The 12,283-nt window shown below is 65.5% G+C and carries 13 protein-coding genes; all 13 read left to right on the top strand.

Annotated elements, in window-relative coordinates:
• Nucleotides 1–9 precede the first annotated feature (9 nt).
• The 13 genes from JHW45_RS16065 to paaC all read left to right on the top strand — a co-directional run bounded on the left by JHW45_RS16065 (nucleotide 10) and on the right by paaC (nucleotide 12,275).
• Nucleotides 10–1,476 carry an NAD(P)-binding domain-containing protein gene (locus JHW45_RS16065; RefSeq protein WP_272858589.1) on the top strand — a complete coding sequence of 489 codons (1,467 nt, stop codon included), beginning with the start codon at nucleotides 10–12 and terminating at the stop codon, nucleotides 1,474–1,476.
• Nucleotides 1,476–1,955, top strand: coding sequence for a hypothetical protein (locus JHW45_RS16060; RefSeq protein WP_336385795.1), 480 nt, complete (start codon nucleotides 1,476–1,478; stop codon nucleotides 1,953–1,955). Before JHW45_RS16065 ends, JHW45_RS16060 begins: the two co-directional genes overlap by 1 nt.
• On the top strand, nucleotides 1,952–2,548 hold the full coding sequence (locus tag JHW45_RS16055) for a peroxidase-related enzyme (protein ID WP_272858588.1): 597 nt from the start codon (nucleotides 1,952–1,954) through the stop codon (nucleotides 2,546–2,548). The genes JHW45_RS16060 and JHW45_RS16055 overlap by 4 nt, the downstream gene beginning before the upstream one ends.
• A 69-nt stretch (nucleotides 2,549–2,617) precedes the next feature.
• Entirely contained in the window at nucleotides 2,618–3,721 is a 1,104-nt protein-coding gene (locus JHW45_RS16050) for an NAD/NADP octopine/nopaline dehydrogenase family protein (RefSeq protein WP_272858587.1), read from the top strand.
• Nucleotides 3,722–3,769: 48 nt separating this feature from the next.
• On the top strand, nucleotides 3,770–4,879 hold the full coding sequence (locus JHW45_RS16045) for an ABC transporter substrate-binding protein (RefSeq protein ID WP_272858586.1): 1,110 nt from the start codon (nucleotides 3,770–3,772) through the stop codon (nucleotides 4,877–4,879).
• Nucleotides 4,880–4,948: 69 nt separating this feature from the next.
• Complete coding sequence (locus tag JHW45_RS16040) at nucleotides 4,949–5,935, top strand: ABC transporter permease (RefSeq protein WP_272858585.1); 987 nt, start codon at nucleotides 4,949–4,951, stop codon at nucleotides 5,933–5,935.
• Between the two features lie 14 nt (nucleotides 5,936–5,949).
• Nucleotides 5,950–6,735 carry an ABC transporter permease gene (locus JHW45_RS16035; protein ID WP_272860642.1) on the top strand — a complete coding sequence of 262 codons (786 nt, stop codon included), beginning with the start codon at nucleotides 5,950–5,952 and terminating at the stop codon, nucleotides 6,733–6,735.
• 3 nt (nucleotides 6,736–6,738) lie between these two features.
• Complete coding sequence (locus tag JHW45_RS16030; protein WP_272858584.1) at nucleotides 6,739–7,824, top strand: ABC transporter ATP-binding protein; 1,086 nt, start codon at nucleotides 6,739–6,741, stop codon at nucleotides 7,822–7,824.
• A 103-nt stretch (nucleotides 7,825–7,927) separates the two neighbouring features.
• A complete protein-coding gene (locus tag JHW45_RS16025) occupies nucleotides 7,928–8,770 on the top strand; it encodes a PaaX family transcriptional regulator C-terminal domain-containing protein (RefSeq protein WP_272858583.1) in 843 nt (280 codons plus the stop codon).
• Between the two features lie 130 nt (nucleotides 8,771–8,900).
• Nucleotides 8,901–10,106, top strand: coding sequence for a 3-oxoadipyl-CoA thiolase (pcaF, locus tag JHW45_RS16020; protein ID WP_272858582.1), 1,206 nt, complete (start codon nucleotides 8,901–8,903; stop codon nucleotides 10,104–10,106).
• Nucleotides 10,107–10,120: 14 nt separating this feature from the next.
• A complete protein-coding gene (gene paaA / locus JHW45_RS16015; protein ID WP_272858581.1) occupies nucleotides 10,121–11,119 on the top strand; it encodes a 1,2-phenylacetyl-CoA epoxidase subunit PaaA in 999 nt (332 codons plus the stop codon).
• Between the two features lie 14 nt (nucleotides 11,120–11,133).
• Complete coding sequence (gene paaB, locus JHW45_RS16010; protein WP_272858580.1) at nucleotides 11,134–11,421, top strand: 1,2-phenylacetyl-CoA epoxidase subunit PaaB; 288 nt, start codon at nucleotides 11,134–11,136, stop codon at nucleotides 11,419–11,421.
• Nucleotides 11,421–12,275: a 1,2-phenylacetyl-CoA epoxidase subunit PaaC gene (paaC, locus tag JHW45_RS16005; protein WP_272858579.1), complete on the top strand. Its 855-nt coding sequence runs from the start codon at nucleotides 11,421–11,423 to the stop codon at nucleotides 12,273–12,275. Before paaB ends, paaC begins: the two co-directional genes overlap by 1 nt.
• The last annotated feature ends 8 nt before the right edge of the window (nucleotides 12,276–12,283 follow it).

The following is a 12,283-nucleotide window of genomic DNA, read 5'->3' as shown; positions in this document are numbered from 1 at the left end:
AACGACCGCATGACATACGACACCGCCTCTTCGATCGACGGCCAGGGCCTGCCCGCGCTGGAGGCGCGGCTGCGCGAGGACCTGAAATTCCTGAACTGGCCGGGCAAGGACTGGGTCCCCGCGCGCAAGGGCGTCAGCGACGTGGTCATCATCGGCGGCGGCATGTGCGGCATGGTGGCGTGGATGGCGCTGAAGACCGGCGGCATCCACAACATGCGGATTCTGGATCGCAGTCCCGAAGGGCTGGAAGGGCCGTGGCTGACCTATGCGCGGATGGAAACGCTGCGCTCGCCCAAGGAGCTGACGGGGCCGGCCTATGGTCACGGCGCGCTCAGCTTTCAGGCGTGGTATCGGGCGCAGTTCGGCACCGCAAGCTGGGACGCGCTGGACAAGATCCCGCGTCCGATGTGGATGGAATACCTGCAATGGTATCGCCACGTGCTGAAGATCCCGACCGAGAACGGCGTTTCGGTCGATCTGGTCGAACCCGAGGGCGATCTGCTGCGGCTGCATCTGTCGGGCGCGGCAGAGGCGTCGATCCTGTGCCGCAAGCTGGTCTTCGCCACCGGCCGCGACGGCACCGGCAAGCCCAACATCCCCGGTTTCGTGCGGGGGCTTGACCGGAAATACTGGGCGCACAGCGCTGACGAGATCGACTTTGCGGCGCTGAAGGACAAGCGCGTGGCGGTGGTGGGCGTCGGCGCCTCGGCCGTGGACAACGCCGCCGAGGCGCTGGAACACGGCGCAGCCGAAGTCCGCCACCTGATCCGGCGCAAGACGATGCCGACGATCAACAAGATGATGGGGATCGGATCGTTCGGCTTCACCGCCGGCTATGCCAGCCTGCCCGACGAATGGCGCTGGCGCTTCATGCAGTATTCTTTTGCCACCCAGACCCCGCCGCCGCACGGATCGACCCTGCGGGTCAGCCGCCACGCCAATGCCTATTTTCATTTCGGCAAGGCGGTCGAATCGACCGTGGAACGCGACCGCGCGGTCGTGGTCGGCTTTGCCGACGGCACCGCCTATGAGGCGGATTTCGTCATCCTTGGCACCGGCTTTACCATCGACCCGCTGTCGCGCACCGAGTTCGGTCCGGCGGCGGACGATATCCTGCTGTGGCAGGACGTCTATACGCCGCCCGCAGACGAGCCGTCGCCCGATCTGGGCCGCTTTCCCTATCTGAACGGCGATTTCACCTTTCGCGAGAAGGTGCCGGGCCGGGCACCGTGGCTGTCGGAAGTCTACTGTTTCAACTATGGTGCATCGGCAAGTCTGGGCAAGGTCAGCGGCGACATTCCCGGCATCTCCGAAGGCGCGGACTGGCTGGCGCGCGAGATTGCGGCCAAGCTGTATGCCGAGGATGTCGCGATCCACTGGCAGGCGATGCTGGATTACGACAAGCCGGAACTGGATGGCAGCGAATGGACTCCGTCCGAACTGCCCGGCGACGACAGGAAAGGAAAGGTGGCCTGATGGCACTGGACACGACCGCACTGAACAGCGCAGGGATCGCGCCGGACACCGCCCTGGGCAAGGCCGTCGCGGGGCGCGCGCAGGTTTTCCGCATGACGCAGGACGCCGAGGATGCGGTGCTGCGGCCGCGCGACGCGGGGGCGTGGCCGCATCCGCTGCGGGCCGCGCTGGCGGCGCGGATCGCGAGGCTGAACGATGAGGGCGCGCTGGCCGCGCGTTACGCCGCCGACGCGGGCGAATTCGCGCCGCTGGCCGATCCGGAGGCGGACGGGCAGGCGCAGGGCCTGGCCCATGTCGCGGCCTTCATGGACAAGGTCGCCGCCGACACGCGCCATGTCGCGGCCGGCGACGTGGCCGGGTTGCAGGCTGCCGGAGTGGCCGACGCCGATATCGTCCGGCTGGCCGAGCTGAACGCGTTTCTAGCCTATCAGATCCGGGTGATTGCCGGGCTGCGGCTGATGAAGGCGGTGCCGGCATGACGCGCGTGGTCCGCAAGTTCACCCGCAACGTCCCGCATTGGCAGCCGCGCCTGAAGCCCGTCGATCTGCGTCAGGCCAGTCAGGAACAGCTGGACGCGCTGCAGGTCACGCCGTCCAACACCAAGGTGTCGGATTACGTGCTGACGCTGGCGCATGACGTGGAAAGCCTGAAGGTGCGATCGCCCCTGTTCAACGCGATCATGTATGACAAGGGCGGGCTGGGGCGCGCCGGGCGGGAACTGGGCGCGCTTGCGGCCTCGATGGTCAATCACTGCATCTATTGCGCCGCGGTCCACGCGATGCGACACGCCCAGATCGAGAACGCGACCGAGGTCACCGACAATCTGTTTCGCGACGGCGCGCAGGCGCAGCTTTCCCCGCGCGACCGGGCGATCTTCGATTTCGCCGCGGCGCTGTCGGAATGTCCGTCCCGCGCCACGCCTGCGCAGATGAAGGCGCTGCGGGATGCCGGGCTGGACGATGCCGAGGTGCTGGACCTGATCCTGTCGGCCGCGCTGTTTGGCTGGGCCAACCGGCTGATGCATGTGCTGGGCGATCCGGTGCGTCTGGACGATGCCGGGCAGGCCAACTGAATTGCGTGCCGGGCCGCGCTTCATCCCTCAGGTGAACGGCCCGGATGCCGAACTGCAAGCTGCGAAAGGATGGATGTGAGCAAGACGACAGGACTGGCCGGCGCAGGCTCGATCGCGTTCGGAACCGCGGCTCTGCTGCACGAGGCCGGGCACAACCCGATGCTGTGGTCGCCCTCGGGCGCGGGGACGGCGGAACTGGCCGCAGGCGCGCCGCTGACCGCAAAAGGGGCGGTGGAGACCGAATTTCATCCGCGCATCGCCGACAGCGCGGCGATGCTGGCGCGCGAGAACGAGGTGCTGATCGTCGCCCTGCCGGGTTACGGCCACAAGACCGTGCTGGATGCGCTGGCCCCGCATATCGGGCCGCATCATCAGGTCATCATCTCGTCCCACGCCTCGTTGGGCGCGGTCTATCTGACGCAGCTTCTGGCCGAACGCGGCATCAGCGTTCCCGTCACCGCCTGGGGCACCACGATCTGCACCGGCCGCCGCCAGTCGGGAACCGAGGTGCAGGTGAACACCGTGCGCAGCCGCGTCGATCTTTGCACCGTCCCGGTCGAGCGGTCGGACGAGGCGCTGGAATTGTGCCGCGATCTGTTCGGCGACCGGTTCCAGCCGCGCGACGGATTGCTGGCGATCTCGCTGTCGAACCTGAACCCGCAGAATCACATGGGCATCGCGCTGGCCAACATCACCCGGATGGAACGCGGCGAAACCTGGAGCCAGGGGCAGAACGTCACGCCGGCGGTGGGTCGGCTGCTGGAACGGCTTGATCTGGAACGACTTTCCATCGCGCGCGCGCTGGATCTTGAGGTCAGGACGATCTTCGAACATTTCCATCTGTCCTTTCACGTGCCCGTCGCCTCGATTTCCGAAATGAACCAGCAGATGCATGCGCAGGGCAATGGCGGCACCGGGCCGGCCACCGCCGACAGCCGCTATGTCACCGAGGATGTGCCCTATGGGCTGGTGCTGACCGCAGAACTTGGGCGGCTTGTCGGGCGGCCGGCGATCCTGCACGAGGCCGGCATCCGCATCTTTTCCGCCATGTATGGGCGCGATTTCGCGGCCGAGAACGAGATACTGGCGGCGCTGGACCTGAACCGGTTCACGCTGGACGACCTGAAACGGGCGGCCAGAACCGGACTGTTGCGACAGCCCGCCGGCGCCTGACACGACAATCAAGAAGAACAGAGACCATCATCAACAAGGAGACCGACCGTGTCCAAACCGATCTATAACCGCCGCCGTTTCCTGGGCACCGCCGCCGTCACCGGCGCGGCCCTGACCTCTCCGGTGTATCTGCGCCGCGCCATGGCGCAGTCCGGCGGAGAGGTGAATATCTGGACCTACAGCGATTTCGTTCCCGAAAGCTTTCGAAAACAGTTCGAGGCCGATACCGGGATCAAGGTCAATATCCGGCTGGTCGACGATCAGGGCAAGCAGTTCAACCTGCTGGCCGCCGAACAGCCCAACCCCTCGGTGGACATCATGACCGTCGCGGGCCACCGGTTCCTGCAATTCATCGACAGCGATCTGCTGGCACCGCTGGACACCGGCCGGCTGAGCAACTGGGACCGGATCAACCCGGTCTTCTCGGACGGCGACTGGGCCACGATCCGGGGCGAGAAATGGGGCGTGCCGATCCTGTCGGGCATGGAGGTGCTGGCCTTCAACACCGAGGCCGTCAGCGCCGAGGAGGCGATGACCTGGCACACGCTGTTCAGCGAAGAGTACAAGGGCCAGACCGCCTATATCGTCCAGGACATGATGTCGATCGTGATGCTGATGATGGGCTATGACGGCAACATGGTGGCCTACAAGAACGACCCGGAACGGGCCGCCGCCATTGTCGAGGAAGCCAAGAACTTCCTGATCCAGAAAAAGCCTCTTGTTCGCAAATACTACGACAGCGGCGCGGAATTCCAGCAGATGATGGTCAACCAGGACATCTTGCTGGGCCATTCGTGGAACGGCCCCGCCGCCGCGCTGATCCAGGACGGATTCCCGCTGGGCATGACCATCCCGCGCGAGGGATCGTATGGCTTTGTCTACACCTACAACATCGCCAACAACGCGCCCAACGCGGACAACGCCTATACCTTCCTTGACGCGATCCTGTCCTCGCCCGAGATCGGGGCGGCGATGACACAGGCTTCGGGCTTCATCTCGACCTACAAGGACGCGACGCAGTATCTCAGCGATCTTGAGAAGAAGGCAACCTCGTTCCCCGAGGATCAGCTGGCACGAATGCAGTTCTTCCGGGCCGAGGCGAACGACCTGAAATACAGCCTTGTCGATCCGGCGGTCGAGGCGATCAAGGCCGCCTGACCCGATATCGGCAGACTACCCCGTCCCGCCCTGCGCGGGGCGGGCGGCGACACCGCGAAAGACGATCCGATGACGCATCACGCATCCGCAGGGCAGGACGGGCGAGCCATGATCGACAAGGCCGAAGGCCGCACATTCTGGGGACGGCTGGCAGGATGGGGCCCGTATCGCACGCTGATGCGGCTGGCCACCTCCTCGCCGCGGCGGCAATTCGTGATCCTTGCCGTCTTTCCGGTGCTGTGGGTCGTGACCCAGCATCTGGGCCCGATGCTTCAGATGCTGCGGGTGTCGCTGACCGACGCCTATCCGGTCGCGCCGGGTGTGCAGCAGCATTTCACGCTGGACAACTATGCCCGGTTTTTCGGCGACCGCATCTTCTGGATGCCGTTCTTTCGGACGCTGACCTTTGCCGGCGTGTTCACCTTCTGCACGCTGATCATCACCTATCCGGTCGCTTATTTCCTGGCCCGCCATGTCAGCCGCAAGAACCAGATGCTGTTTCTGCTGCTGCTGCTGGTGCCGTTCTGGGTGGGCGAGATCGTGCGCACCTATGCGATCATGATCCTGCTGGGCAATACAGGTGCTGTGAACCTTGTGCTGCAGACGCTTGGGCTGATCGACCGGCCGATCCCGTTCATGTATACCAGCTTTTCGATGGGCGTAGGCATCGTCTATCTGACCGCGCTTTACATGCTGCTGCCGCTGTATTCGGCGCTGGAAAAACTGCCCAAAAGCATGAACGAGGCGGCGGCCGATCTGGGCGCGGGGGCGTGGACGCGGTTTCGCCGCATCTCCCTGCCCCTGACGATCGAGGGGATCGCGTCGGGCTGCACGCTGGTCTTCCTGATCTCGACCGGGTTTTACGCCACGCCGATCCTGCTGGGGGGACCGTCCACCACCGTCTTTGCCCAGACCATCGCGGGGTTCTTCCACGTGGCGGGCGACGAATGGCCGACGGGCGCGGCCTTTGCCACAATCATGTTCATGGCCGCGCTGCTGATCACCGCGGCATTTCAGAAACTGATGGGGTCGCTGCGCAGAGGAGAACGACCATGAACGACCGGGTCGAATTGTTTCGCGGCAACCGGATCTTTCTAGCCTGCGTCTATTGGGCGTTCGTCCTTTACGTCTTTGTGCCGCTGATCCTGATGGTGGTGATGGGGTTCAAGGACAGCAAGTTCATCGGCTTTCCGATCCGGTCCTGGACCCTGGACTGGTACACCGGCGTCTTCGCCGATGCCGAGGTGCTGTCCACTTTCGGCTATTCGCTGGCCATCGCCGTTCTGGCGACGCTGGTGTCGGTGCTGGTCGGCACCTGGATCGCGGTCCTGCTGGAGGGGCGTCGCTTTGCCGGGCGACTGGCGATCTTCGGGCTGACCGTGCTGCCGGCGCTGGTGCCGGGCATCATCTCGGCCATCGCGTTTCGCATCTATGCCCGCTGGCTGGGGATCGAGCCGGGGATGGGCGCCATCGTCTGGGCGCATGCGGTGCATAACGTGCCGTTCGTGGCGCTGGTGGTGATGGCGCGCCTGTCGACCCTGCCCCGAAGCCAGATCGAGGCGGCGCGCGATCTGGGCGCCGATCCGCTGATTTCCTTCGTGCGCATCACCCTGCCGTATCTGGTCCCGGCGATCCTGGGGGCATCGATCTTCTGCCTGCTGCTGTCGTTCGACGATTTCGTGCGCTCGTTCTTCCTTGGCGGATACGACCCGACGCTGCCGGTGCTGATTTTCGCCAAGCTGCGGTCGGGCATGAGCCCCGAGATCAATGCCATCGCCACCGTCGCGCTGGTCCTGACCGCCGCCATCGGCATCTGGGCCGAACGCTTCACCCGCCGCCTGAACAAGGAAAGCTGAGCCATGACCGACCAGACACCGCTTGTCCGCATCGACGGGCTGTCCAAGCATTTCGGCCAGACCGTCGCGCTGGACAGCCTGACGCTGGACATCGCGCGGGGCGAGTTCGTGACCTTTCTGGGCCCCTCGGGCTGCGGCAAGTCCACCACGCTGCGCATCCTGGGCGGGTTCGAGCGTCCGACGACGGGGCGCGTGATCCTGGACGGCGTCGATGTGACCAACCAGCCGCCCGAAAAGCGCCATGTGAACATGGTGTTTCAGGATTACGCGCTGTTTCCGCACATGACGGTGGCGCAGAACGTGTCCTTCGGGCTGGAACTGAAGGGCATGGGCAAGGCCGCCATCAGCAACCGCCTGACCGAGATCCTGTCGTTTCTGGAACTTGAGGCCTATGCCGACCGCTATCCGGTGCAGTTGTCGGGCGGCCAGCGTCAGCGCGTGGCCCTGGCCCGTGCGCTGGCGCCCGATCCGGCGCTGCTGCTGCTGGACGAGCCGCTTGGCGCGCTGGACGCCAAGCTGCGCGGGCAGGTGCAGCAGGAACTGAAGTCGATCCAGCGCCGCACCGACAAGACCTTCTTCTTCGTCACCCACGATCAGGAAGAGGCGCTGACCATGTCCGACCGCATCGTGGTCCTGAACAAGGGCCGCGTCGAACAGGACGGCACGCCCGAGCAGCTGTATTTCCACCCCGCCAGCCGCTTCGTGGCCCAATTCATCGGCGAAACCAACCTGCTGTCGGGCCGGGTGCGCGGCACCGACGGCGACAGGATCGTGATGGACTGGCAGGGCACGACGCTGACGGGCACGGCGCCCGCCTCGGTGCCCGATGCGGGGCAGACCGTCACCGCCTCGGTCCGGCTGGAGAAGCTGGGATTTCACAACGAACGCCCGCAGACCGAGAATGCCGTGCAGGGTCGCGTGGTCGGCCGGACCTTCCTTGGCTCTCGCATGGCGATGCAGATCGCCGTGGGCGAGACCGAGGAGGCGCAGCTTCGGGCCTATGTCGATGCCGACACCGGCCGCGCGCTTGGCGGCGATCCGGTCTGGATCGGATGGGACGCCGATCACATGGCGGTTCTGAACGACTGATCCGGCTGATCCGGCCGCGCGGGCAGGCGCGACTGGCAGCACGCTGGACCGCGCGGCGTCTGCGGCCTATCCTTGGCGGAACCGTCATCCAAAGTCGTCCGCCGTGAACAAACCCGCGCGTCATACCCTGTTCGTGACCCCGCCCCGTGCGTCGTCCTTTATCGTCACCCTCTACGGCGACGTGGTCGAGCCGCGCGGCGGCGTCCTGTGGATGGGCACGCTGATCGCGTGCTGCGCGCGGCAGGGGATCAGCGAAAGCCTTGTCCGCACGGCCGTCTCGCGGCTGGTCGCGGCGGGCAGGTTGCAGGGCGAGCGGATCGGACGGCGCAGCTTTTATCGTTTGTCGGCCGCCGCGCAGGACGAATTCCGCCGCGCCGGCCGCATCCTGTTTTCGCCCCCCGATCTGCCGACCGCATGGGTCGTCGCGCTGAGCGCGCCGCCGCAGCCGGGCTGGGCCGCGCTTGGCGACGGGGCCATCGCGCCCGATTCACCGCGTCTGGTCCTGCCGCCCGGCCCGGTCCTGCGCGCCCGCAGCATCGCGGGCGTGTCCGATCTGCCGGAATTCGCCGCGCGCCATTGGCCGCTGGCGGATGTGGCGCGCATCTATCGCGCGTTTCTGGCGCGGTTTTCGGGCCTCGCGTCGGGGATCGAGACCGCCGGGCTGGAGGATGCCGAGGCGCTGGCCCTGCGCCTGCGCCTGACCGACGAATACCGCCACGCCGCGCTGGCCGATCCGCGCCTGCCGGCCGAGGCGATGCCCGCCGACTGGCCCGCCGGCGCGGCGCATGACTTGTTCCGGCATCTCTATGTGAAACTGTCGCCCGCCGCGGATCGTTGGGTCGGGGCCAGCTTTGCCGATTCTGTCGGTCTGCTGCCGGAAAGCACCCAAGAATCGCGGCGACGGGTAGAGGATCTGGCGCGGAGAGAGCGCAAGGAGCTGATCTGAAACGGGAAATCCTTCAAGGCCAACGCGTCACGGTTTTCCTGAAAATTTGTCTTTGCCAGTGATGTGTTGATCTGTATATTGGTGACCGAGCGGTCGGTGAATACCGGCCAACCGAGCGGAGGAGGCTTATATGACGGACGCATTCATCTGTGATGCACTACGGACCCCGATCGGGCGATATGGCGGCGCGTTGTCGTCGGTGCGCGCGGATGATCTGGCCGCGATCCCGTTGCGGGAACTGGTGTCGCGCAACGCCTCGGTCGAATGGGACCGGGTCGATGACGTGATCCTGGGCTGCGCCAACCAGGCGGGCGAGGATAACCGCAACGTCGCGCGCATGGCCGGCCTGCTGGCTGGTCTGCCCATCGAGGTGCCGGGCACCACGGTCAACCGGCTGTGCGGGTCGGGCATGGACGCCATCGGACTGGCCGCGCGGACGATCCGTGCCGGCGACGGCGACCTGCTGGTTGCAGGCGGCGTCGAAAGCATGAGCCGCGCGCCGTTCGTGATGGCCAAGGCCACCAGCGCCTTTTCCCGCAACGCCGAGATGTATGACACCACCATCGGCTGGCGGTTCGTCAATCCGAAGATGAAAAAGCAGTTCGGCACCGATTCGATGCCCGAAACCGCCGACAACGTGGCCGAGCAATACAAGATCAGCCGCGAGGATCAGGACGCCTTTGCCGCGCGCAGCCAGCAGCGTTGGGCCGACGCGCAAGAGGCGGGGTTCTTCGCGGACGAGATCGTGCCCGTCACCATCCCGCAGCGCAAGGGCGACCCGGTGGTGGTCGATACCGACGAACATCCGCGTCCCGGCACCGGCGTTGAACAGCTTGCGAAACTGCGCGGCGTCAACGGGCCGGACCTGTCGGTGACGGCAGGCAACGCCTCGGGCGTGAATGACGGCGCGGCGGCGGCGATCGTCGCCTCGGAACAGGCGGCGAAGACGCACGGGCTGACGCCGCGGGCGCGGATCGTGGCGATGGCTGCGGCCGGCGTGCCGCCGCGCATCATGGGCATGGGTCCGGTGCCTGCGACCCGCCGGGTGCTGGAGCGCGCGGGACTCACGCTGGACCAGATGGATGTGATAGAGTTGAACGAGGCTTTTGCCGCGCAGGGCCTTGCGGTGATGCGCGAACTGGGTCTGCCGGACGATGCGCCGCATGTGAACCCGAACGGCGGCGCAATCGCCATGGGCCATCCGCTTGGCATGACGGGCGCGCGACTGGTGATGACCGCCGCGCATCAATTGCACAAAGGCGGCGGTCGCTATGCCCTCTGCACGATGTGCGTGGGGGTCGGGCAGGGGATCGCCATGATCCTGGAACGGGTCTGATTGGAGACACGACGATGTATGCACAGATGGTAAAGTCGGAAGGCATGAAATCGGCTGACGAGATGTCGCCCGAAGAACGTGCCTTTCAGGAACGCATCGACCGGAACGAGAAGATCGAACCGAAGGAATGGATGCCTGCGGGCTATCGCAAGACGCTGATCCGCCAGATCGGGCAGCACGCGCACAGCGAGATCGTGGGCCAGCTGCCCGAAGGCAACTGGATCACCCGCGCCCCCACGCTGGAGCGCAAGGCGATCCTGCTGGCCAAGGTCCAGGACGAGGCCGGACACGGGCTGTATCTTTACAGCGCGGCCGAAACCCTGGGCGTCACCCGCGACGAACTGACCGAAAGGCTGCTGTCGGGGGCGATGAAATACAGTTCCATCTTCAACTATCCGACGCTGACCTGGGCCGATATGGGCGCGGTGGGCTGGCTGGTCGATGGCGCGGCGATCATGAACCAGGTGCCGTTGCAGCGCACCAGCTATGGTCCCTATTCCCGCGCGATGATCCGTATCTGCAAGGAGGAATCGTTCCACCAGCGGCAGGGTTACGCGATCATGATGAAGATGGCCGCCGGCACGCCCGAACAGAAAGAGATGGCGCAGGATGCGCTGAACCGGTTCTGGTATCCGGCGCTGATGATGTTCGGCCCGTCCGACAAGGACTCGGTCCACTCGGCGCAGTCGATGGCGTGGAAGATCAAGATGAACACCAATGACGAGCTGCGCCAGAAATTCGTCGACGAAACCGTGCCGCAGGCCGAATATCTGGGCCTGACCGTCCCCGACGAGACGCTGACCTGGAACGACGAACGCGGGCATTACGATTTCGCCGAGCCCGACTGGGAAGAATTCTTCGAGGTCATCAAGGGCAACGGCCCCTGCAACCGCGAACGGCTGGAGGCCCGCCGCGATGCCTGGGAAGAAGGCAGGTGGTATCGCGACGGGCTGACCGCCTATGCCGAAAAATCCGCCGCGCGCCGCCATGCCGCCGCAGTCGCAGCCGAATAGGAAGGGAACGACCGATGTCCAAGAAGGAATGGCCGCTGTGGGAAATCTTCATCCGCGGACAGCACGGGCTGAACCACCGCCATGTGGGCAGCCTGCACGCGCCCGATGCGGAAATGGCGATCAACAACGCCCGTGACGTCTATACCCGTCGCCGGGAAGGCGTGTCGATCTGGGCGGTGAAATCCGCCGACATCACCGCCTCGTCCCCCTCGGACAAGGGGCCGCTGTTCGATCCTGCGGAAAGCAAGGTCTATCGCCACCCGACATTTTTCGAGATTCCAGATGAAGTGGGGCACATGTAATGCCATCGCTGCCTGACATGACGACGCCGGACGTGATCGCGCTGGCCGAACGCGCCGCCGCGTCGCAAAGCCACGATCCGCATCTGAAGGATGTCGATCTTCAGCCTGCCTTTTTCGACTGGCTGTGCCGGATGGGCGACAACACGCTGATCCTGGGGCACCGCATTTCGGAATGGTGCGGCCACGGCCCGGTGCTGGAGGAGGACATCGCGCTGGCCAACACCGCGCTGGACCTGATCGGGCACACGCAGATGTGGCTGGGTCTGGCCGCCGAGGTCGAGGACGAGGGACGCACCGCCGACGAACTGGCGTTCCTGCGCGACGCGATGCGGTTTCGCAACCTGCAACTGGTGGAACTGCCGAATCGCGACATGGCGGTGACGATGATGCGGGAATTTTTGTTCGACGCATGGCATTTCCACATGCTGCGCGGGCTGACGCTGTCGTCCAGCCCGCGGGTCGCGGAAATCGCCGCCAAGGCGCTGAAAGAGGTCAGCTATCACCTAGAACGGTCCTCGGATCTGGTGGTGCGTCTGGGCGACGGCACCACCGAAAGCCACGACCGGATGCAGGCGGCGTTGGACCGGCTGTGGCCCTATACTGGCGAAATGTTTGCCGCCGACGGCGTGGACGAGGCCGTGGCCCGCGCCGACATCGCACCGTCGCTGGCCGAACTGGAACCGGCATGGCGCGAGACGGTGACCGAGATCCTGACCGAAGCCACGCTGGAGATCCCCGAAGGCCGCAACGACGTGCATCAGGGCGGCAAGCAGGGTCGTCACACCGAACATCTGGGCTTCATTCTGGCCGAGATGCAGTTTCTTCAGCGCGCCTATCCCGGCGCAAGCTGGTAGGGGCAGCG

The organism is Paracoccus stylophorae (assembly GCF_028553765.1).
Taxonomy (GTDB): domain Bacteria; phylum Pseudomonadota; class Alphaproteobacteria; order Rhodobacterales; family Rhodobacteraceae; genus Paracoccus; species Paracoccus stylophorae.
The sequence above is the reverse complement of the archived record's forward strand: the minus strand, read 5'-3'. Positions and strand labels throughout refer to the sequence as shown.